Origin of the sequence: Sporosarcina sp. P16b (genome assembly GCF_002743065.1) — a bacterium.
In the GTDB taxonomy this organism is placed as follows: domain Bacteria; phylum Bacillota; class Bacilli; order Bacillales_A; family Planococcaceae; genus Sporosarcina.
In genome coordinates, this window is sequence record NZ_PDYO01000016.1 from 1 (window position 1) to 21062 (window position 21062).

At 42.6% G+C, this 21062-nt stretch carries 23 protein-coding genes; 17 read left to right on the top strand and 6 right to left on the bottom strand.

The features are described 5' to 3' along the window. Nucleotides 1–200 precede the first annotated feature (200 nt). A complete protein-coding gene (locus CSV77_RS13805) occupies nucleotides 201–659 on the bottom strand; it encodes an immunoglobulin-like domain-containing protein (protein ID WP_099673845.1) in 459 nt (152 codons plus the stop codon). A 223-nt stretch (nucleotides 660–882) separates the two neighbouring features. Next, nucleotides 883–1203 (bottom strand): hypothetical protein, encoded by a 321-nt coding sequence (locus CSV77_RS13810; protein ID WP_099673846.1) that lies wholly within the window; start codon nucleotides 1201–1203, stop codon nucleotides 883–885. Between the two features lie 287 nt (nucleotides 1204–1490). Between CSV77_RS13810 and CSV77_RS17155 the strand changes: the two genes are divergently transcribed. Together CSV77_RS17155 and CSV77_RS17160 are read left to right on the top strand one after the other, a co-directional pair. Next, nucleotides 1491–1697 carry a hypothetical protein gene (locus CSV77_RS17155; protein ID WP_233212256.1) on the top strand — a complete coding sequence of 69 codons (207 nt, stop codon included), beginning with the start codon at nucleotides 1491–1493 and terminating at the stop codon, nucleotides 1695–1697. A 131-nt stretch (nucleotides 1698–1828) separates the two neighbouring features. Then, nucleotides 1829–2392, top strand: coding sequence for a tyrosine-type recombinase/integrase (locus CSV77_RS17160; RefSeq protein WP_233212257.1), 564 nt, complete (start codon nucleotides 1829–1831; stop codon nucleotides 2390–2392). A 129-nt stretch (nucleotides 2393–2521) separates the two neighbouring features. Here CSV77_RS17160 and CSV77_RS13820 read toward each other — a convergent pair whose 3' ends face one another. Then, nucleotides 2522–3139 (bottom strand): recombinase family protein, encoded by a 618-nt coding sequence (locus CSV77_RS13820; protein ID WP_099673847.1) that lies wholly within the window; start codon nucleotides 3137–3139, stop codon nucleotides 2522–2524. A 369-nt stretch (nucleotides 3140–3508) separates the two neighbouring features. Here CSV77_RS13820 and CSV77_RS13825 point away from each other — a divergent pair, with 369 nt between their 5' ends. Then, the gene (locus CSV77_RS13825; protein ID WP_099673848.1) at nucleotides 3509–3799 is read left to right on the top strand and encodes a hypothetical protein; all 291 of its coding nucleotides are present in this window, start codon (nucleotides 3509–3511) and stop codon (nucleotides 3797–3799) included. 509 nt (nucleotides 3800–4308) lie between these two features. Here CSV77_RS13825 and CSV77_RS17400 read toward each other — a convergent pair. Further along, nucleotides 4309–4428 carry a hypothetical protein gene (locus CSV77_RS17400; RefSeq protein ID WP_369802779.1) on the bottom strand — a complete coding sequence of 40 codons (120 nt, stop codon included), beginning with the start codon at nucleotides 4426–4428 and terminating at the stop codon, nucleotides 4309–4311. Nucleotides 4429–4999: 571 nt separating this feature from the next. Between CSV77_RS17400 and CSV77_RS13835 the strand changes: the two genes are divergently transcribed. The 5 genes from CSV77_RS13835 to CSV77_RS13855 all read left to right on the top strand — a co-directional run bounded on the left by CSV77_RS13835 (nucleotide 5000) and on the right by CSV77_RS13855 (nucleotide 10589). Next, complete coding sequence (locus tag CSV77_RS13835; RefSeq protein ID WP_099673850.1) at nucleotides 5000–5833, top strand: squalene/phytoene synthase family protein; 834 nt, start codon at nucleotides 5000–5002, stop codon at nucleotides 5831–5833. Between the two features lie 31 nt (nucleotides 5834–5864). Further along, nucleotides 5865–7628, top strand: a complete 1764-nt coding sequence (locus tag CSV77_RS13840) for a sensor histidine kinase (protein WP_099673851.1) — start codon at nucleotides 5865–5867, stop codon at nucleotides 7626–7628. Further along, nucleotides 7594–8325: a LytR/AlgR family response regulator transcription factor gene (locus tag CSV77_RS13845; protein ID WP_099673852.1), complete on the top strand. Its 732-nt coding sequence runs from the start codon at nucleotides 7594–7596 to the stop codon at nucleotides 8323–8325. The genes CSV77_RS13840 and CSV77_RS13845 overlap by 35 nt, the downstream gene beginning before the upstream one ends. A 139-nt stretch (nucleotides 8326–8464) precedes the next feature. Continuing rightward, the gene (locus CSV77_RS13850) at nucleotides 8465–9919 is read left to right on the top strand and encodes a carbon starvation CstA family protein (protein WP_099673853.1); all 1455 of its coding nucleotides are present in this window, start codon (nucleotides 8465–8467) and stop codon (nucleotides 9917–9919) included. A gap of 214 nt (nucleotides 9920–10133) precedes the next feature. Further along, nucleotides 10134–10589 carry a helix-turn-helix transcriptional regulator gene (locus CSV77_RS13855; RefSeq protein ID WP_099673854.1) on the top strand — a complete coding sequence of 152 codons (456 nt, stop codon included), beginning with the start codon at nucleotides 10134–10136 and terminating at the stop codon, nucleotides 10587–10589. Between the two features lie 52 nt (nucleotides 10590–10641). On the opposite strand, the gene CSV77_RS13860 is transcribed toward CSV77_RS13855, so the two are convergent. Beyond that, the gene (locus CSV77_RS13860; protein ID WP_099673855.1) at nucleotides 10642–11421 is read right to left on the bottom strand and encodes an NRDE family protein; all 780 of its coding nucleotides are present in this window, start codon (nucleotides 11419–11421) and stop codon (nucleotides 10642–10644) included. Nucleotides 11422–11644: 223 nt separating this feature from the next. On the opposite strand from CSV77_RS13860, the gene CSV77_RS13865 reads away from it, so the two are divergent. From CSV77_RS13865 to CSV77_RS13900, 8 genes are all read left to right on the top strand, one after another. After that, nucleotides 11645–12397, top strand: coding sequence for a DUF2087 domain-containing protein (locus CSV77_RS13865; protein ID WP_099673856.1), 753 nt, complete (start codon nucleotides 11645–11647; stop codon nucleotides 12395–12397). Between the two features lie 80 nt (nucleotides 12398–12477). Further along, a complete protein-coding gene (locus CSV77_RS13870; protein ID WP_099673857.1) occupies nucleotides 12478–12891 on the top strand; it encodes a pyridoxamine 5'-phosphate oxidase family protein in 414 nt (137 codons plus the stop codon). A 201-nt stretch (nucleotides 12892–13092) separates the two neighbouring features. Next, nucleotides 13093–14343, top strand: a complete 1251-nt coding sequence (locus CSV77_RS13875) for a Y-family DNA polymerase (protein ID WP_099673858.1) — start codon at nucleotides 13093–13095, stop codon at nucleotides 14341–14343. A gap of 173 nt (nucleotides 14344–14516) precedes the next feature. Beyond that, nucleotides 14517–16277 carry an ABC transporter ATP-binding protein gene (locus CSV77_RS13880; RefSeq protein WP_099632287.1) on the top strand — a complete coding sequence of 587 codons (1761 nt, stop codon included), beginning with the start codon at nucleotides 14517–14519 and terminating at the stop codon, nucleotides 16275–16277. Further along, complete coding sequence (locus CSV77_RS13885; RefSeq protein WP_099673859.1) at nucleotides 16270–18042, top strand: ABC transporter ATP-binding protein; 1773 nt, start codon at nucleotides 16270–16272, stop codon at nucleotides 18040–18042. The genes CSV77_RS13880 and CSV77_RS13885 overlap by 8 nt, the downstream gene beginning before the upstream one ends. Before the next feature lie 130 nt (nucleotides 18043–18172). After that, nucleotides 18173–18883: a cytochrome c biogenesis CcdA family protein gene (locus CSV77_RS13890; RefSeq protein ID WP_099673860.1), complete on the top strand. Its 711-nt coding sequence runs from the start codon at nucleotides 18173–18175 to the stop codon at nucleotides 18881–18883. A gap of 31 nt (nucleotides 18884–18914) precedes the next feature. Beyond that, nucleotides 18915–19244, top strand: a complete 330-nt coding sequence (locus tag CSV77_RS13895) for a thioredoxin family protein (RefSeq protein ID WP_099673861.1) — start codon at nucleotides 18915–18917, stop codon at nucleotides 19242–19244. Beyond that, nucleotides 19237–19770, top strand: coding sequence for a CcdC family protein (locus CSV77_RS13900; protein ID WP_099632291.1), 534 nt, complete (start codon nucleotides 19237–19239; stop codon nucleotides 19768–19770). Before CSV77_RS13895 ends, CSV77_RS13900 begins: the two co-directional genes overlap by 8 nt. A gap of 505 nt (nucleotides 19771–20275) precedes the next feature. On the opposite strand, the gene CSV77_RS13905 is transcribed toward CSV77_RS13900, so the two are convergent. Then, nucleotides 20276–20686: a DUF2621 domain-containing protein gene (locus CSV77_RS13905; RefSeq protein ID WP_099632342.1), complete on the bottom strand. Its 411-nt coding sequence runs from the start codon at nucleotides 20684–20686 to the stop codon at nucleotides 20276–20278. A gap of 133 nt (nucleotides 20687–20819) precedes the next feature. Here CSV77_RS13905 and CSV77_RS13910 point away from each other — a divergent pair, with 133 nt between their 5' ends. Then, nucleotides 20820–21041 carry a DUF1659 domain-containing protein gene (locus CSV77_RS13910; RefSeq protein WP_099632292.1) on the top strand — a complete coding sequence of 74 codons (222 nt, stop codon included), beginning with the start codon at nucleotides 20820–20822 and terminating at the stop codon, nucleotides 21039–21041. Nucleotides 21042–21062: the final 21 nt, after the last annotated feature.

Genomic DNA, 21062 nt, shown 5'->3' on the forward strand with positions numbered 1-21062 from the left:
GCATGCGATTTCAATTATACAGAAGGTGATTTAATTAGTAGGGTGGCTCTCACGTCCGCATTCACTGGCTCAATCGTCCGCACTGAGTGGCTCAAAACTCCGCAGAGGTGGCTCAATTCATATGCAATAATCATGCCCTAACCACAGGTACCATATTAGTAGACAATCTTCTTTTTTAATGACCTTTTCCAGGTCATTAATTAATCCACATAAAACGAAACAGCTATTTTTTTACTCTCCTTATTCCTGTCAGCATGGAATTTAAAGACAATTCTATAAACGCCTTTCTGCTGTATATAGGATTGCGGAAATTTCTGATCCATTTTTTTGCCGGGTTCTAATACATTTAATTTATCCTCTGTTACTGCATCATCTGCCGCAACCCAAACGTTATCTTGTAAGTATTCCAAGCTAGTTCCTAGCCCTGTGTAATCCACCGGTGTTTCCCCATCATTTCTTATAATAACAACCGGTGTCTCTCCCTGATCGTATCTCTCTTGGCTAACTGATATAGAAATGGAAATATCTCCATCTTTATAAATTGAATCAATATTATTCATTTTACTTTGATTTTCTCTCTCTTTAATGACCTTTTCTTCTGAACAAGCAGCTAAAATCATTATCATTCCTATCAAGATTAGTAAAATTTTCTTTTCCATTCTGTCCCTCCTCATACTGTTAGACGGATAAAAATTAAATAAGTTACCTATTTGTTCTATAATTTAATCCTTTTGTTGAATCGACACAATCCTGTCAATTCAAGTAATTTGCGCATGTTTTAAGCATTCTTTTGCACAACCAATTTTAAAATACAGCCCACAAATCGGGTTATTATTGTAGGGTGCAAATCCTTGTTAAAGAATCTTAGCACCCGAATGTTGATTAATTATCTATGTCACAATTTTCCATTTTCATATTTAAAGAATCATATTCCTCTTTTTGGAACAATACAGTTATCCTGGCTACTCTTTTTGAATTTGGATATAAATATAGTTGCTGATTAAACTTAACCCCAAACGGAGTAATCACTTGATAAATCAGATTCAAAATATGGAAACATTCTAAATCCACACCATCTTTTAAATGATTTTTAACGCTTATAATTACGACACCTTCAATACTTTCGAATCTAACTCTTCTAGGAGAAATATCGTTTACTTTACACAATCCTTTTATAATTTTCTTGATAACATCTGATTCCACTTCATTCCTTCCTCGTAAAACATTCTGTTCTTCCTACATAAAATGGCCCGTTAACGGTATACCGACTTTATTACAAATAGCCGAGTTTGTATAACAAGTATAACATTTCCATTTCTGAAAAGTACATTTACTATCCGTAAGGTATGAAGTAGTAAAGGTATTGTCACCCACTGGTATTATCTATTTTACTTCACTGCCTCTTATGTATTGCCTCATAATTATTTTCATAATCAATCTGTCAGAATGTTGGCTAAGATTGATTTTAAAAGAAGTGGGGAGGAAAAGGGATGTCAGATTTTAAATTAGCAAAGCACCAAGATACATTTGAGACCCAAAAACGTCACTACGACAGAAAAGTTGATATTGAAAATAAGATGGGGGAGATCCCAAGACAATATGAGGGGGATATTCGTAGGTTCAAAGAATATTGCACCGATACTAGCCAACTAATTGGAACAGAGGCGCTGCTTGATTATATATATATATATCGTTGACCATACAAAGAATAAAAAAAACGACATGGGAACGTAGACTGGCAGCTACTAGAAAATACTTAAGTGTAATTCATAGTATAGAATTCAAAGGAGAGGCTAGAGTTGCATACGAGCTTTCAGCGATGCGGAAAATGTATCGTGAAGATGAATATGCCCATTTAATTCAGGTTCGAGGAAAATCAGCCATTGATAAGAGAGAATTGATGGATACTCTTAATAAGCTACCGATAAGAGCAAAAGCAATTTGTTTAGTTAATCTTGTAACCGCTAACCGACCTAATGAAATGGTTCGTTTAAAAATATCAGACTTTGATTTAAAAAACAGATCCGTTCATGTTTATTTGAAGAAACAAAAAAGATGGCATACTAAACGGCTCACACCAGAAGTTATTATTGCAATTGAAAAATATATACGTGAATACAATCTTAAAACAGACGATTACTTTGTAGGAAGAGTATATAAGAATGAACGCTATGAGAGCACAGTTATTAGTGAAATAGGCTATTGTAAAGCTCTGAAGCGGTGGACTGGGGGACTTACCGGATACAATTTCAGAAAAAGCCAGGTGGTAGCGATGCACACAGCAGGTGCAGATTTACCAACTATCGCGCAACAAACAGGACATAAATCACTTGAAACTTTAGTTCAGCATTATCTAACGATATCCGATACAACTTTGGACAAATATTTATAGGTATATAAGAGATATAAACTTGGTTATTATAAAACTGTTGAATTCCGAAACTTTAAAGCAGTCGTTGTAAGTATATAAAAAAACCTCTTTTGCCATTTTTGGTAAAGGAGGTTTTAAGAGTTTCTTCTATTATAATGTGCTCGAAGTTTCATCTTCGAGTGCTTTCACTAATTTATAAAAACTAGTTTTCTTAACCCCAGCTTCCTGCATTGCTTGCACAGCTGTTAATTCTCTAGCTTTCCATTTTTTATAAACTTCTTTAAACTCTTCTGAAAGCAGAACCTTGGGTCTTCCAAACTGAACCCCATTTTGCAATGCCAAATCGATTCCTTCGCGCTGCCGTTTCCGGATGCGTTCTCGTTCCTCTTCAGCCATCCATGAAAGAATCTGCAGAACCAGATCTGCAATAAATGTCCCCATACTATCTTTGTATTGTGTCGTATCGAGTAACGGCATATCCATTACAACAATATCAGCTTCGATGTTCTTCGTCAGGTCATTCCATTCCTGTAGAATTTCTTCTTTGTTCCGACCAAACCGATCCAGCGAATGGATATACAATATGTCGCCTTTTCGGATAACCCGTTTAAGCAATTGATAGTTTACACGTTCAAAGTTCTTTCCGCTTTGCTTATCTAAATAAATATCGCGTTCATTAATATCTAACTTTTTCATAGCATCCAATTGCCGACCTTCATTTTGATCTTGGCTGCTGACGCGTATGTAACCAAATTTGCGTTGTTCCATAATTCACCTCGTGAAAGATTCTTTCCTTATATTATACCTGAAAATCGTTCGTATAAGTATGTGTAAATTAATGAACGTGCGCAAAGTGTTTTCGTACATTTATGAACATTATTTCCGTTGTTTTATCATCCATTTCAAACCGTTCGTTAAAGTGTACTTTTACGAACATGGTTATTTCAATTGCATTTTTATGTGAAATACAGTGGTGGGAAATACTGGGATATACAATTGATTATGCTATAATTATTTATGTGAAGTAGTAAATATGCAGTAATAGCTATCTTCCACAATCGGGCCATATTGAGTAAGACTTGTTGAATTAAATGGCAGGCTAGTTTCGATATACACTTTACTTTAAAGGAGATATAAATGAAGACAAACGATAGGGCTATATGGGAAATAATAAAGGATATTTTTACTTATATTAATTATATCTTCCTTTCAAGAGAAAGAAGACTTTCATCCAATATAAGTTTGGTGAAAGAAAAATATTGGTTTAGGAAGTTATCGGAAAGGAATCTGAATATTTACTTAGTGATAGAGGAAGATAAAGAACTTAAGGATTATCTTTCATCTAGAAAAAAGGTAAGAAAGCTGCTTAGAGATAAAAATGAACGACAGAATTTTAAAAAATGGTTAGAAACTAAAACAATTATTTAAAATGTAACCTTATCTATATTAAAAATCATAGCCGATTACCCAATGTAATCTTGTAAAGATTGGAAATCAAGTTTATGAAATGCTGTACTTATAGTAACGGGTGCAATTCTGAAATAAGGATTATACAGTTAAAGGTCCATTTAACGGAACAATATCTAAACGTTTGTTAATAGCCTGAAAACATATTGTTCATTATAAAAAAATGAAATGAACAAATTGGAGGGGAAACTCTTGTTAGGAGAACAGTTCTATAAGCGGGTAGGCAAATCACGAAATACATTTTTGATATTTGCGATTATAACCATTCTTTTCTATTCGGGAATATCATTTACCTTTGTAATCCCCGGACTGAAAGGGTTTAGTTTGTTTTCTATGGCTTTGACATTATCAATGTATTTCATTGCGGCAAATATATTTGTAGGCTTATTTAAAGATAGAATATGGTTTGTTTTTACGATTTGTATAATTTTAAACGGCCTTATAACCTTTTTACTTTCGCTATGAATTGTCTAATCGCAGCTTCTGATTCTAGTCATACCTGCAATCACCAAGTTTTCACCGAATACGCCAGATGGAAGTGATCTTTCCAACGTGCGTTCCGGGTAGCTATTATGCTCGAACGGATACACACAAACCGTCTAAGGTACACCATCATGATGAACTAGAACTCCTTGGCCATCTCCAGTGAAATTGACAGAAGATAAAAAGACCGTTTGATGAGTATGCTCTTTGGAAAAGTCAACCGTAACGAACTTCTTTGCAAAGTCCATATCTCTTGGTTTTCCTACTCTTAAGGAAGAATCACTACGATATCCATGGACTCTACCCCAGTACTATCTATATATGTATTTCTTTAAATGTATCATTATCGAATATTCTTAGTAAACGTCTCCCTAGCTAAAAATCCATCTACACTAAATTAGAAATCCAATCCAGTGAAGCGAAGTGCAAGGCGACTCATGGAAGATTAGCTTGATCAGGTGAGACGATTAAAGAACGCGCCGTGACTAGTTTCCTTAGCGTTAGACTTCTGAAACACGTCTTGCTAGAACGCAGCAAAACGGTCTAAAACTTCTTCCGATTTACACCAGTTTTCCTCCCCGAACACCTTTCCAGTCGCACCCCCAATACAATCAATGCTATAATAAACACATTCTTTATAATTATTACCTGTGCGAAGATTGATGGAGGGAACCTTACATGAAAACTGAAGCGAAACTACAAAAAGAAGCAATGAAAGTCCTAAAAGAGACAAGCCGTACATTCTATATACCAATTAAATTACTTGAACCAAACGTTAGAGAAGCCGTCGCATCTGCATACTTGTGTATGCGCGCAATCGATGAAATTGAAGACCATGAACAACTGGACGTAGATATTGTCATGGACTTACTAAACAAAGTAAGTGACATACTAGACCGCACGATTGCGACTGGCGAATCGATGGCGTCTGCACTGGACGCGTTATTCGCACCGTACCGCGATCAGTTGCCTGAAGTGACGTTGCGTTTAGCTGACTGGGTAGAGTTCTGTCCAGAAACGGCACGTACTAAAGTGCTCGAGTCGACTGCGATCATGGGTCGTGGCATGGCGAAGTGGGCAGGCAAGGATTGGGTGATTGAGACGCGTGAAGATCTTGATGATTATACGTACTATGTTGCGGGACTCGTTGGCGTTATGCTTGCGGATATTTGGCGCTGGTATGATGGCACGGAGACGGATCGTGACTTAGCCATTGGCTTTGGCCGTGGCTTGCAGTCTGTTAATATTCTTCGTAACTACAAGGAAGACGCGGTGCGTGATGTGAACTTCTTCCCGAATGATTGGAAGTTGCCGGAAATGTTTGCGTATGCTGAAGAGAATTTGGCACTCGCTGACGCGTATATTGAAGACATCCATACGAAGACCATTTTGAACTTCTGTAATATTCCGTTGGCACTCGCGCATAGTACGCTCGATGCACTTAAAGAAGGACGCGAGAAGATGTCACGTATGGAAGTCGTAGCGGTCGTGAACAAGGCGATTCAAAAGTAATTTTCGTTAATCAAATGAATGGAGGATGGCGATGCTCGATTTACTGATCATTATGTTCGAACGGGTCGGAATGATTGTGGCGGTCGCTTTCCTTCTGACTCGTTTTCGGTTTTTTCAACATATGATCCATCAAGATGTATTGGACCGTCGGCAAGAGCTGACGGCGATACTCTTTTTTGGATTGTTTGGGATTTTCGGAACGTATTTCGGTGTGGCGCTGGATATGCAGACGTTTCATTTTGAAAATATGTCATGGCAACTCACTACCGATGAGGCGATTGCGAATTCCCGTGTGATCGGGGTAGTCGTCGCAGGATTGCTTGGTGGATATCGACTTGGGATTGGCGCCGGACTTATCGCTGGGATACACCGGATGTTTTTAGGTGGATTCACGGCTTTTTCGTGCGGAATATCCACTATAATTTCAGGTGTTCTGGCAGGTTACTTCTATAAAAAGGGCAAGCCTATTCGTCCACTTGTGGCATTCACGATTGGTGCAGCTGCGGAAGCGTTGCAAATGGTGCTTATCGTTGTATTGGCAGAGCCGTTTGAGAAAGCGTTCGCATTGGTTCAAACGATTGGCGTGCCGATGATTTTGGCAAACGGTATGGGTGCCGCGTTATTCATGCTCATTGCGTATAACGTCATCAGTGATCAGGAAAAAGTGACCGCGTTGCAAGCGCAGAAAACATTGCGTATCGCGGATCAGACGCTCGGCTATTTACGGACAGGTATGCGGAAGGAAACAGCTCAAGCGGTGTGCGGTATTCTCTTAGATGAGTTGAAGCCAGGTGCTGTCGCGATGACGGATAAAACGGATATTCTCGCGTATGTCGGATCCGAAGGTACGATAATGCAAGGCCCGATCCAGACTGATATAACGCGTCAAGTGATCCAGGAAGGTCGGCTCACTGTCACGGATTCCGTCACCCATGATCATCCGAGTGGTTCTGCATCAGGAGCCATCGTCATTGCGCCACTTAAAACGCGCGGGGAAACGATTGGAACGTTGAAGTTGTTTTATCCTTCCCGTACTGCGATTACCGATGTTACGATTGAATTAATTGCTGGACTCGCTGAATTACTTAGCAATCAACTTGAAATTGCCGAAGCGGATCATGCCTACCAACTAGCGAAAGAAGCAGAAATCCAGGCGCTGCAGGCGCAAATTAGTCCGCACTTCTTGTTCAATTCGATGAATATTATCCTTTCCTTGATCCGAACGAATCCGGATGAAGCGCGTAAACTGCTGTCATCGCTGTCATTCTTCTTGCGTCAAAATCTTGAAGGTACGACGGTGAAGATGGTGACGTTACAGCAAGAACTTGCGCACGTCAAAGCGTATTTGATGATAGAAGAAGCACGTTTCATTGATAAATTGAAGATTTGTATCGACGTGGATCCGAACGTTCTGCGGGAGAAGATTCCGCCATTGACGTTGCAACCGATCGTCGAAAATGCGATGACACACGGGATTAAGGAATTGGAAGCAAATGCAATGGTCCACATTTCAATACATGAAATAGGCGATGCCATTCATATTATGGTAGAAGACAACGGTGAGGGAATTGTTCCAGAGCGGCTCGCTATACTTGGACGAGAGCAAATCCAATCCGAAAAAGGTACCGGGCTCGGCCTCTTTAATGTCAACCGACGCCTACAGATGACGTTCGATAAAAATTCAGGACTCACAATAGAAAGTACACCGAATGAAGGGACGAAGATTTCATTCCACATTCCGAAATCGGAGGTGAACGGATATGACGGAAACGATTCGCGTATTAGTCGTAGATGATGAAAGGTACGCGCGCGAAGAAATGCTGTACTTGCTTGGACGATTTGATGGAGTAAAGGTTGTCGGAGAAGCGGATTCAGGGGAGTCGGCGATTATCAAGGCGATGCAGCTACAGCCTGACGTCGTATTCCTTGATATCGAGATGCCAAAAGTGGATGGAATGGAAGTCGCCAAGACGCTAGGCGCATTGAAAAAAGTACCGCTGATCGTCTTCGCGACGGCTTATCCGCAATTCGCGGCAGAAGCGTTTCGTGTCCATGCAATGGATTATTTACTGAAGCCGTATGATGAAGAGCAATTGTGGCAGACGATTGCGCGTGTAAAAGAGTTGCTGCAGCGGACGCAACTCGACACATCACCGAAACGAATCGATCGATTGCCCGTTGAAACGGAAGGCGAAATCCACTATATCCCGATCAGCGATATTCTCTATGTCCACCGAGAAGAAAACTGGACGAAGATCGTTACGCCTACGCGTGAGTATGAAACGCGCATGACATTGAAAGATCTCGAGAACAAATTGACCTATTCATCGTTCTTCCGCATCCATAAAAGTATTCTCGTGAATCTCGTACACGTCAGTAGCTTGACGCCTTGGTTCAATGGAGCGTATCAGTTAGAAGTAGATCAGCGCCCGGAGAAATTGTCAGTTAGCCGAAATTATGTCAAAGAATTACGGCAACGCCTCGAAGGATAAAAAAATCTCGTAACATGTTAATCTCTCGGAGTGCATCTTACCTCGCGATTTTGACATGTTACGAGATTTTGTCATAGTTCGGACATCTTTCTATTATAGTTGATGTAAGCGTTATCAATACTAGGGAGGGAAAAAAGCAATGATTACATTTTTATTTTCTATCGTATTATTAATAGTTGGTTACTTTACGTATGGTAAGTATATCGTCAAAATGTTTGGCGTTAAAGAAGAACGTCCTACGCCGGCGTATACGAGCGCGGACGGAGTCGATTACGTGCCGATGAGCACAAACAAGAACTCATTGATTCAATTACTAAATATTGCAGGAGTTGGCCCGATTTTCGGACCGATTATGGGCGCGTTATATGGCCCAGTCGCATTTGTTTGGATCGTCGTCGGTGCGATTTTCGCAGGCGCTGTACATGATTATCTGACAGGTATGATTTCAATCCGAAACCGCGGTGCACACTTGCCTGAACTGGCAGGAAAATTCCTCGGCAAAGCGATGAAACATATTGTCAATGCGTTTGCGTTATTATTACTCGTCTTGGTCGGTACGGTATTCGTTTCCGCACCAGCAGGATTGCTATACAACCTCATGAATGGTTGGATGGCAATGGGAATCATCGTTGCTCTTATTTTCCTTTATTATATTTTGGCGACACTATTACCGATCGATAAAATCATCGGTCGTTTCTATCCCATCTTCGGTGCGCTACTTGTGATCAGTGCAGTCGGTATCGGCGGCATGATGGTCATCAAAGGTGTTCCGATTCCTGAATTGACATTTGCGAACTTACATCCTGATAATATTCCGATCTTCCCGTTATTATTCTTAACGATATCATGTGGAGCGCTTTCTGGTTTCCATGCGACACAGTCTCCAATTATTTCCCGGACAACGAAGAATGAAAACCAAGGTCGCAAAATTTTCTACGGCATGATGATTGCAGAAGCAATTATCGCGATGATTTGGGCAGCAGCTGGTATGGCGTTGTTTAACGGTGTGACATTGAGTGAATTGCTTGCGGCTGGTGGACCGGCAGTTATTGTTAGTGAAGTATCTGTCACGATGCTAGGTGCTATCGGTGGAACACTTGCAGTGATTGGTGTCATCATCTTACCGATCACATCAGGCGACACGGCATTCCGTAGTGCACGCATGATTGTTGCGGACTATATCAAGTATCCGCAAGCGAAAATCATGAGCCGTCTATGGATCGCGATTCCGATGTTCGCTATTTCGATTGCACTGACTCAAGTAGATTTCAACATCCTATGGCGCTACTTCTCCTGGGCGAATCAGTCTACGGCGGTCATTGCGTTATTCGTAGGCGCAATGTATCTCTTCATTGCCGGTAAGAACTACTGGGTCGCACTCATACCCGGAACATTCATGCTGATGGCTACGACGACGTATATATTGAATGCCGCCATTGGATTCGGCTTACCGATGAATGTGTCCATAATCGGAGCGACTGTCATCTCGATCTTCCTAGTGGCCTTGTTCTTCAACGCTGCGGTAAAAGCTCGAGCTGCACAAATTCCGCTAGAGGAAGATATTACAAACTGGGAATCTACCCGAACTATTTAATACGATAAACACCACCTGTTGAGCTTCGGTTCAGCAGGTTTTTTCTATGGAAATGTAACTAGTTATTCTAGTTGTGATACACTGCTTATAGAGATAAAAGCTGTTTTACACAAATGAAGACAAAAGACACAAAAGGTAGTTGTATTACATATAAAATAACTAAAGTGATTAAATGTGTAAATATACACTTTAAATGTAAAGGTGGAATAAAACATTGAATAAGCAGACGGTCATTGACTTAGTGTCACCTCGCTTGAAGTTAATCCGAACAGAAATGGAGTATACGCAAGATCAAATGGCGGAGATTATAGGCATTTCAAAGAAGACTTTAGTACAGCTAGAGAAAGGCCGCCAAGAAATTGGTTGGGCAACAGCGGTAGTAGTTTGTGCGCTATTTCGCGAGAGTGCTTTGTTGCGCTCGGTCATGGGAGAAGATCCGATTGAGTTAGCTGAAATGGCAGTGCATGAAGAGATTCATTCACGACAAACAGCCGCGAGTGCGTCGATTAATTGGTGGACGGAGATCGGACAATGGCAACAATATCAATTGCAACAGCATACCGCAGGTGGACATTATCGTATTATCGGTGCTGATCAAAGGCGTTTATTCAGTACGGGAGACCGCGAAAAAGCTTTGGCCGAATTTAAAAAATTTATGGACATGTTGTAATAGTTATATGAAAATAATGCATGAAAAACAGAATAAAACCGGCTGTACTCTTTTAGGAGTGAGCCGGTTTTTCGATGCGAAAAGAGAATTTTTGAGTAGCGGTAAAGACGCCTTTTTTGTATGTGCGCTCTTCGAATTCTACACGATCTTCTCTGTCTATGGTCAGTACAGTTGTGCAACGTGTGCCGTAGTCTTTTGATGCGATAAATATCGAAGACAGTAAGCGCTCGAGATCTTCACCTACGCCGGTATCAGGTAGTTGTTCAATCGGAAATGGTTCTGCTCGTTGCATCATGCCAAATAATCTATCCCGATCTATCGTCTCCGTTTGTTGCAAGTAATCTGCCAGCAAAGCTTTCGTTTTATCCACTTTCGGCCACGGTGTATTGAGCAAGGCGTTACTCAGTCCATGTGTGCCGTTCGGTAGATGTCGGATGGATTGCTCGATGTTTGAGTAATAAAACATTTCCTTGGCGGATCCAGCCAGTACATTACAGCCTGCATAATCTTCTCGATTTGTATGCAGTTGCTCCATGAAATCTTGTGCAGACAGACTGGATTGTAGATAGGAAGATACAATATGACCGCGTGAGAGTTTGCCGGTTTGCGGTAGCGTGAAGTCACGATAATTGGTTAGTGCAGCGACTTTCCCTTGTGTATTGATACCGAGCCACGTGCCCATTTGTTCGAGATCACGTCCTGCTAAAATATCTGGATGATCGCTCCAAAAGTTTGCTCGTGCTGTCGGACGTGCGTAAGCTTCATCTCGGTTCGCCATCATGACGAGCTGATACTTCGGATGGCTTTGCAATTGAAACGCCAGTAAACACATTATGTCACCCCGTTTGTATAGGTATGAAATGAGTGTATCATGTGCGATTTTGTTTGGCGACTGTATGAAACGTATTGCAAATGAACGAACAAACAAACAAAGTGAGATATTGTTTGTTATGCTATTGAATGCGGAAAGTGTACGGGGTATCATAGAACATAACGGACAAACGAATGATGGATTTGTTTGTTGTAGCTAAAAACGTAATAGGAGTGTGGGACATATGGAGTTTACGAAAACGTTCTGGGATGCTTCACTAACGGAATTAAAGCAAGGGTATATAGAAGATTCCACATCGTATGATTGTTTACTATGCGGTAAACAAATCGAAAAAGGTGTGATTTATCCGTACGAAAATGCGTTGTATGAAGCGGAGCGATTTATGCATGTACATATCGAACATTCGCATCAGTCAGTGTTTGCGTATTTGCTTGAACTCGATAAGAAATGGTCAGGGATTACGGATCATCAAGGTGATCTGTTGCGTTTATTCTATCAAGGGAAAAGTGATAAGGATGTCCAGGAAGAACTGGAGATTGGCAGTGCGACGACCGTCCGGCATCATCGCTTTGCGTTAAAAGAAAAAGAACGTCAGGCGAAAGTGTTTCTTGCGATGATGGAGTTATTGAAAGAACGTGAGTCGTACGCGCAGGCGTTTATCCCGCCGCATAAAGCGTCTCAATTATTTCACGATGAGTATTCAGTGGCGGAGGAAGAACAGCAAGCAATACTGCAAACATTTTTCCCTGACGGAACCGATGGCCAGTTAAAAGAGATGCCGGCGACGGAAAAACAGCGACGAATTATTGTCCAGGAAATTAGTAAGCGCTTTGACGGAGATATTTCGTACAGTAAACATGAGATGAATGATCGGCTTTCGGAAATTCATGAAGATTTCATTACACTTCGAAATTATTTAATTGAATACGGTTATTTCGGTCAGACCCGTAACGGTAGTCAGTATTGGCTGAAGTGAGCGACTTGCTCGAATCGTTTTAGGTTTAGAAATGGTGGCGGTGGGAAGACTAGGAGTAATCGCGAAAGGAGCGGAAGTACATGACTGCAAAAGGTACAGTACAGAAAATTCTGGATGAAAGTATGGTAGGAACGATGGCAACGGTGGATAACAACAAACCGTATAGCCGGTATATGACATTCATGAGTGACGGGTTGACTTTGTATACGCCTACTAATAGAAAAACGGAAAAAGTGGATGAACTTGAAGATAATCCGTACACGCATATTCTTCTTGGGTATGACGGGGAAGGATTCGGCGACGCATACGTTGAGTATTCCGGCCGTGTAACAATTTCTGATGACGAAAGCTTGAAAAAGAAAATTTGGAATGATCATATGAAAGCGTGGTTTGATGGTCCTGAAGATCCGAATTTGGTTATTTTGAAAATTGAACCTGAAGCGATTCGCTTGATGAATAAATCGGGCCAACCACCTGAAGATATTTCCCTGTAAATAATTACTATATTATAATGATATACCGAAATAGTATATCCCGAAAGTGAGAGGTCACACTCTGATTTTCGGGATATTTTCGTCTAGTCGATATATTCACCACAACTATCCATGGTACCCGCGAATTTCCATTGCTTGAACACGATAAATGGGGGTATACTACTCATAGGAACACTTGTTCTTTTGAGAGGTGAATGCCATATGAAACCATTACCGAATAGAAAAATTGCGTGTCTTGATATGCGTAGCTTCTACGCGAGCTGTGCTGCAGCCATGGAAGGACTCGACGTAATGGAAGTGCCGATTGCGATTGTCGGCAATATTGAGAGAAAAGGCGGTGTCGTACTGGCTGCCTCACCGCCACTGAAAAAACGCTTTGGAGTTACGACAGGCATGCGTCTGTATGAGGTGCCAGACGACCCAAGCATTCGTTTAATTGAACCGAAAATGCAATTTTATATCGATGTGTCGATGGAATTGACGAAATTGTTGAACCGCTATGTACCAAAAGAAGCGATCCATGTATACAGTATCGATGAAAGTTTCGTCGACTTTACGGGCACGGAAAGACTATGGGGTCCTCTTGAGACGTTGATTTTCCGCATTCAGGATGAGTTGTACCGGCAATTCGAGTTGCGTTCAGCGTGCGGAGTCGGGCCGAATATGTTGTTGTCGAAGCTCGCGCTAGATCTCGAGGCGAAAAAAACAGGGATTGCGCACTGGACGTATGAAGATGTGCCGAAGAAATTATGGCCTGTTGCCCCGCTTCGTAAAATGTGGGGAATCGGCAAGCGAGTGGAGCGAACGCTTGAAGACATGGGCATTTATTCAGTTGGTGATCTCGCGCACACACCGCTTGAGAGTTTGGAGAAGAAGTTCGGTGTGATGGGCAATCAACTCTATTATCATGCGCATGGTATCGATTATTCGGATCTTGGCTCTGTGTTGATCGACGGGCAAGTGAGTTACGGCAAAGGCCAGACGCTGTTGCGCGATTATACGAAGACTGACGAAGTATTAGCCGTCATGCTTGAGATGTGTGAAGATACCGCAATGCGTGCGCGGCTTGCGAAAAAGAAAGGGCGCACCATCACATTGTCGTTTGGTTATTCAAAGCACGTACTCGGTGGTGGATTCAATCGTCAAAAAACGTTGCCGGAAGCGACGAATGAAACGATGGCGATTTATCGCGTCTGTTTAGAGTTGTTTGAAACGTTCCATGACGGACGTCCGTTACGCCATATTTCTGTCAACTTGTCGAATCTCGAAGAAGATAGTAGCTTCCAGCTCAGTTTATTTGAACCAATGAATTGGAAGCAACAAAAAATCGGTCATGTGATGGATGAAATTCGCATGAAGTATGGATCGGCTGCTATTCTTCGCGCAGTGTCCGTTACGCCAGGTGGTACGGCGTATAGACGAAATCAATTAATCGGTGGACATTATAAATGAAAACAAGTCGAATCCAGTCGGACGATCCTGCTAGTATAGAGAGGATGTATTTCAAATACTGAAATATCCCAGTTCCGTAACTTTCGATAACCTAGAAGTTTTGCTAGAATCAAATAGCCAGCACTATAAAAAATACTGCAAGAGAAGTGGTGCAGAACAAAGGAGGAAAGCCAGTGAAAGTATTACTGGATTTACGCTGGTTTTTTTCTGAGAGAAAAAAACAATACAGCATAGGGATCACGGCCCTGATGATTGTCGCGTTACTGCAACTGGCACCGCCGAAAATTATCGGCTATATTGTCGATGCGGTGGCGAAAGATGAATTGACCGCGGAGATGCTGATGCGCTGGATGATTATTCTCGTGGTGACGGGCGTATTGATGTATGTCTTGCGCTATATTTGGCGCGTGATGATTTTTGGCTCATCGGTATACCTTGCACGCGTCATGAGAGAGCGTCTGTTTACGCACTTCACACGCATGTCGCCTTCATTTTATCAGCGACGACGTGTCGGAGATTTAATGGCGCATGCAACGAATGACATCAATGCGGTGCAACAAACGGCGGGATCAGGAATTCTGACACTCTTCGATTCGATTTCAACAGGTGGTTTCGTCATCTTGATGATGGCGTTTTCGATTAGTTGGAAGTTAACGCTGATCGCCCTTGTGCCGATTCCGGTGATGATTTTCCTGACGAGTTATTACGGACGATTATTACGTAATCGATTCCGTGTAGCGCAGGAAGCATTCTCCGATTTGAACGACAAAGCACAGGAGAGTATTTCAGGAATTAAAGTGCTGAAGACGTTTGGTCAGCAAAAAGAAGATGTCGAGTCGTTCACGAAACGTTCAGAACAAGTCGTCAAGGAGAATATGCGTGTTGCGAAAGTGGATGCGTTGTTTGATCCGACGATTGCGGGAGTTTTTGCGATCTCCTATATTCTATCCTTTTATTTCGGTACACGCTTTATTTTATCAGGGGAGTTGTCGATCGGGGATTTGGTGGCGTTCACTTCCTATTTAGGACTGTTAACATGGCCGATGCTAGCTATTGGTTTCCTATTCAACATTGTCGAACGGGGAAATGCATCCTACAGCCGAATTCAGGATTTACTTTCGGTTGAACCGGGAATTCAAGATCGTCCGAATGCGGTGAGTCAATTGCCGCACGGAGATATCGTCTTTGATATCGACACGTTCAAGTTCCCAGACGATAAACGGGCATCGCTGCGTAATTTACACTTTACGATCAAGCAAGGTGAAACACTTGGCGTGATCGGCAAGACCGGTGCAGGGAAAACAGCGATTCTCAAGCTATTGATGCGAGAATTCGAAGGTTATACGGGAACGATTACGTATGGAGGCATTCCGATTACGCGCTATAAGAAGGAATGTTTGCGCCAGGCAATCGGTTATGTGCCGCAAGACCATTTCTTGTTCTCGACGACACTCGGTGAAAATATTGCTTTTACGAACCCGAAAATTGATCCCGCGAAAATTGTGGCGGCTGCGAAATCCGCGCATATTCACGAAGATATTCTGACGTTTGAAAAAGGGTATGAAACGCTGGTTGGAGAACGTGGCGTATCGTTATCCGGTGGACAGCGTCAGCGTGTGTCCATTGCACGTGCGTTGCTAATGGATCCGGAGCTATTGTTGCTGGATGATTCATTGTCCGCAGTAGATGCCCGGACAGAAGAAGCGATTCTTCGTTCATTGAAAGAAGAAAGAACGGGTAAGACGACCATTATTACGTCGCACCGCTTAAGTGCCATTCAGCACGCGCATCAAATTATTGTTCTTGATGAAGGCGAAGTCGTTGAAATTGGCGATCACGATAGCTTAATGGCACAAAACGGGATGTATAAAGAAATGTATGATTTGCAACAGCTAGAGTCGATCGTAGAGCAAGGAGGCGGCGCAGATGAATAACAAACAGAAGATGTCCGCCAGAGATCAGTTCAAAACGTTCATGCGGCTAGCGAAATACGTCTTACCAATGAAAAAAAGTGCATTGATTGCGATTTTATTATTGCTGTTGACGGTGACATCGACGATTCTTGGGCCACTAGTAATCCAGCGATTCCTCGATGACTATGTCGTACCACTAAACTTCCCGGCGAAAGAAGTATGGACCATTGCACTAATTTACATCGGACTACAACTCGTCAACATTATCGGGTCATATTTCCAAACATTGCGGTTCCAGGAATTTGCACTCGCAATCATCCAGCAAATTCGGATCGATGCGTTCTCGAAAGTCCAGAAGCTTGGACTACGGTATTTCGATCAGACACCTGCTGGCGGAATCGTTTCACGTGTAACGAATGATACGGAATCCATCAAAGAAATGTTCGTCAGTGTGGCGGTTACGTTCATGCAGGCGATCTTCGGAATTGTCGGCGTCTATATTGCGCTCTTTACGCTTGACGGCAAACTCGCGCTTTATACATTGATCCTATTGCCGCTATTCCTAATTCTCGTATCGGTCTATCGCTATTACAGTGCAGACTTCTATCAAGATATTCGGGAACGGCTCAGTCAGCTGAACGCGAAAATCTCCGAGTCATTATCTGGTATGGACATGATTCAAGCGTTCCGCCAAGAGAAGCGCTTGTCTGACGAATTTATTGAAGTCAATGAAGGACATTACCGCGTCGGACTGCGAAATATTCGTTTTGATAGCTTGATGCTTGGACCATTTATCGACTTGCTGTATGCCGGATCCATCGTTGCAGTACTTAGCTATTTCGGAACGGCATCGTTTACATCGGTCGTGGATGTCGGGATTATTTATGCGTTCACTACGTTGCTAAGACGTCTATTCCAACCGATCAACCAAGTGATGCAACGTTTATCGATGTTCCAGCAAGCGATCGTATCCGCGTCGCGAGTATTCGCGCTAATCGATAATCCGGAAATTGAACCAAAGCAAACAGCAGTATCTACTCAGCATATTACAGAAGGCACGATCGAATTCCGTAATGTGACGTTCAGTTATGACGGTAAACAGGATGTGCTCAAAAATATTTCCTTTACCGCGAATGCAGGTGAAACGGTCGCACTGGTCGGTCATACAGGAAGCGGAAAGAGTTCGATTATCAATCTATTCATGCGTTTTTATGAATACGAGCGCGGCGACATTTTCATTGACGGGGTATCGCTAAAAGAGTATCCAATAGAAGAATTGCGGAAAAAAGTAGGACTCGTCTTGCAAGATCCGTTCATGTTTTACGGTGATATCGCAAGCAACATCCGTCTCCATAATGAAAAGTTGACGGATGAAGATGTGCGGGAAGCTGCAGAGTTCGTTCAAGCCGATCAATTTATTGAAGAGTTGCCAAACGGTTATGAACAGAAAGTGACAGAACGCGGTTCGACGTTATCCAGTGGACAGCGTCAATTGATCGCTTTCGCACGGACCATTGCGATGAATCCGAAAGTGCTCGTGCTCGACGAAGCAACAGCAAATATTGACACGGAAACGGAAGTGGCGATCCAGAAGAGTTTAGAGAAGATGCGCGAAGGCCGTACAACGATTGCGATTGCGCACCGTCTAAGTACGATCGCTGATGCCGAATTAATTCTCGTACTCCACCACGGCGAAATCGTCGAACGTGGGACACACGCAGAGTTGCTTGCGCAAAAGGGCTTGTACTACACGATGTATGAATTGCAAAACGGGACACAAGAGTAAGATTGCGTGATTGTCAAAAAGATTTCACAATCAAATGAAGCGTAATCGAGCCTCTTGTTTGGTACGATAGAGTGGGAATGTTGGCGCTTGCCGGCATTCTACTTGTTCTACTGTTAAAGGAGGAATTTTGTTGGGGACGGATGTTAATATTTTCTTTGCGTTTGGAGCAGGTTTCCTGAGTTTTATTTCTCCATGCGTATTACCACTATACCCGGCCTTTATATCGTATATTACCGGCATGTCACTGGATGAACTCGGAGATAAGAAAAAAGGAATGAACCGTGCTGGCATGTTGCACACGCTGTTCTTCTTACTCGGATTCTCGATCGTATTTATTATTTTAGGATTCAGTACATCCTTAATTGGATCGATCTTCTTGCAATATCAAGATTTGATTCGTCAGCTAGGCGCGATTTTCATCATCATCTTCGGACTGATGACGATTGGATTATTTAAACCAGAATTTCTAATGAAAGAGAAGAAGCTGCAATTTAAAAATCGTCCCGCAGGTTACTTCGGTACGGCGCTGATCGGTCTAGCGTTTTCCGCTGGATGGCAGCCATGTATGGGGCCGATCATCGGTGCCATCATCTATCTGGCTGCGACGAATCCGGCATCTAGTATGTTGTATATGATGCTTTATGTACTTGGTTTCGCGATTCCATTCTTCTTCTTGTCTTTCTTCATCACTCGAATTGGTTGGATCCGCAAGCACAGTATGACGATTACGAAAGTAGGCGGCTACTTGATGATTGCATTCGGTATCATACTGTTCTTTAACGGAATGGTCTATTTCACAAGTTGGCTTAGCCCAATCTTTGGCGACTTCCAAGGCTTTTAATGTAAGTGGGTAAGCAGAAAGGAGGTGTAGGATGAAAGAAATTACTTCTTTTGACGAGTGGCAGCATGTATTGAATGAGACACCGCAGTTCTTGTTGTTCGTGAAAACAAATAATTGCTCCGTCTGCGAAGGATTGTATCCGCAGGTGGCGGCACTCGAAAGCAATTATCCATTCGACTTCTACCGTGTGAACGCGGCGGAAGTTCCAGAAATAGCTGGACAGTTGTCACTCTTTACTGCACCAGTCGTCTTATTATTTAATGAACAGAAAGAGTTGACGCGTTTTGCACGAATCGTTCTAATGAATGATCTGAAAAAACGCCTCGATGAGCTCGTGCAGTGGGGGAACATAGATGCATAAGATACAAGAACTGATAGATTACGTCTTCACAAGTATTCCATCCATTTACTTGATCATCGCTTCGACGGTAGTTTTCGTCGTGATGACGACATTTGTCTATACGATGCGGGCGAAGGCGTCGAATAGGCCGATTCAGGCGAAGAAGATTATCTTACCGCCATTGTTCATGTCGTCTGGGATGTTGATGTTCTTGTTCGACGAGTTCCAAGTGCCATGGACGCAAGTGGTAGAAGCCGGTTTGGTCGGCTTGATATTTTCCACGTTTTTGATTTATACGACGAAGTTTGAGATTAAAGATGACGGGATTTATTTGAAGAAGTCAAAGGTGTTTTTACTGATCCTGTTCGGGTTATTGGTGATTCGCCTGGTCGGAAAGATCGTGCTCAGTAACACAATCGACGTCGGTGAGCTTGGCGGCATGTTTTTCATCCTCGCGTTTTCGATGATCTTGCCGTGGCGGGTCGGAATGTTAGTGAAGTATAAGATGCTTGAGAAGAGTAGGGTAGGGAAGGAGTCGTCCTTGTGACGGCTTCTTTTTTTATGCATGGAAATGAAAGTAGAAGGCTGGCATTAGTTTAGGGTAGGGATTTGCGCTCTAGGCGGACGCGTTCTGGAGGGGTCGCCTGCCGCTCCAATCCTTTGCAATGCGAGTGAGAGACATTCTTGTTGTGCATTGAAGCTATTGTTGTAATCAATCTAGTAGTTACAACTAGAATTGAACTTGAACTTCACTACGTTCAAAGATCACAATCATTCACATACTATCGCTAGTGAATGATCCACCTCATTTCACTTTCTACGTAGGATTTCCACGGAAGCTGGGGGCGACTCTGGGAGGATCAGCGCGAGTTCGAGACCCCCGCAGGTAGCGTAGCGAACGAGGAGGCTCGGGCCGCGCCCTCCAGAAAGCGTCCCCCAGCTGGAGTGGAAATCCCGTGACGTCACTCTTGCCTTTCACTGCTCGTACCGTATGAACTCAAAACCACACAAAAACAGGACGCCCCATCAATAGGGACATCCTGTTTCTATATTCACGTAAACAAATGCTCATATGGCTGAACATCAATTTCCATCTGCTTGAGTTTCTTACGCAAGAAGTTATGGTCGCGCTTTGGCGTAGCAAGAATATACCCCTTGATAATATGATCAAATTCAATAGTTTTGGCACGGTCTTCTAACGCAATCTCACCGATCTTGGCACCGATCTTCTGCTTCGCCACGTCGCGGAACAACTCCGGCACCGGCGTAACGAGTTCGTTGAGCATGCTTTTCGCCTCGTCATTCCATAAATGCAACGACTCATTGACGTAATGCTCTTCCCAATCCAGCGTCGATTTTCCGTCTTCTTTCGGCAATACTTTCAGGAACTTCCGGAACATGAAGAATCCACCGATAGCGAATAAGCCGATCATCACAATACCCCAAAATATAATAAACCACATAAATAGGTCTGGCACGGTTTTTTCACCTCTTCCATTCTACCCTTCATTATAAAAGCAATTGAGAAATATTTCACTAACAAAGTATCCTTTTCACTTTTTTCGTCTATATAGCGGATGAAAGGAGGTGATACACATGGCAGCAACACTAGAATTCAATCAGGCTACGGCGAAGATCCACTTTAATGCAGGTGTTAACGAGAAAGGTCACTTCATCCGCAAGATTAAAACGTACAAATTCATCAATGACGACGCAACACCAGCAAATATGTACACCGCTTTGACACAACTTGCTTCATTATCAAGCTACCCACTCATTCAGCTCGAGAAAGTCGTGACAGAAGATCTTCATAACTAAAATCGTACAGGAGGAGAGCGC

Excerpts from the sequence above, each read along its gene's own strand:
- CSV77_RS13805 (WP_099673845.1), bottom strand. The coding sequence starts at position 659 with ATGGAAAAGAAAATTTTACTAATCTTGATAGGAATGATAATGATTTTA.
- CSV77_RS17155 (WP_233212256.1), top strand. The coding sequence starts at position 1,491 with ATGTCAGATTTTAAATTAGCAAAGCACCAAGATACATTTGAGACCCAA.
- CSV77_RS17160 (WP_233212257.1), top strand. The coding sequence starts at position 1,829 with ATGTATCGTGAAGATGAATATGCCCATTTAATTCAGGTTCGAGGAAAA.
- CSV77_RS13820 (WP_099673847.1), bottom strand. The coding sequence starts at position 3,139 with ATGGAACAACGCAAATTTGGTTACATACGCGTCAGCAGCCAAGATCAA.
- CSV77_RS13825 (WP_099673848.1), top strand. The coding sequence starts at position 3,509 with ATGAAGACAAACGATAGGGCTATATGGGAAATAATAAAGGATATTTTT.
- CSV77_RS13835 (WP_099673850.1), top strand. The coding sequence starts at position 5,000 with ATGAAAACTGAAGCGAAACTACAAAAAGAAGCAATGAAAGTCCTAAAA.
- CSV77_RS13840 (WP_099673851.1), top strand. The coding sequence starts at position 5,865 with ATGCTCGATTTACTGATCATTATGTTCGAACGGGTCGGAATGATTGTG.
- CSV77_RS13845 (WP_099673852.1), top strand. The coding sequence starts at position 7,594 with ATGACGGAAACGATTCGCGTATTAGTCGTAGATGATGAAAGGTACGCG.
- CSV77_RS13850 (WP_099673853.1), top strand. The coding sequence starts at position 8,465 with ATGATTACATTTTTATTTTCTATCGTATTATTAATAGTTGGTTACTTT.
- CSV77_RS13860 (WP_099673855.1), bottom strand. The coding sequence starts at position 11,421 with ATGTGTTTACTGGCGTTTCAATTGCAAAGCCATCCGAAGTATCAGCTC.
- CSV77_RS13865 (WP_099673856.1), top strand. The coding sequence starts at position 11,645 with ATGGAGTTTACGAAAACGTTCTGGGATGCTTCACTAACGGAATTAAAG.
- CSV77_RS13870 (WP_099673857.1), top strand. The coding sequence starts at position 12,478 with ATGACTGCAAAAGGTACAGTACAGAAAATTCTGGATGAAAGTATGGTA.
- CSV77_RS13875 (WP_099673858.1), top strand. The coding sequence starts at position 13,093 with ATGAAACCATTACCGAATAGAAAAATTGCGTGTCTTGATATGCGTAGC.
- CSV77_RS13885 (WP_099673859.1), top strand. The coding sequence starts at position 16,270 with ATGAATAACAAACAGAAGATGTCCGCCAGAGATCAGTTCAAAACGTTC.
- CSV77_RS13895 (WP_099673861.1), top strand. The coding sequence starts at position 18,915 with ATGAAAGAAATTACTTCTTTTGACGAGTGGCAGCATGTATTGAATGAG.
- CSV77_RS13900 (WP_099632291.1), top strand. The coding sequence starts at position 19,237 with ATGCATAAGATACAAGAACTGATAGATTACGTCTTCACAAGTATTCCA.
- CSV77_RS13905 (WP_099632342.1), bottom strand. The coding sequence starts at position 20,686 with ATGTGGTTTATTATATTTTGGGGTATTGTGATGATCGGCTTATTCGCT.
- CSV77_RS13910 (WP_099632292.1), top strand. The coding sequence starts at position 20,820 with ATGGCAGCAACACTAGAATTCAATCAGGCTACGGCGAAGATCCACTTT.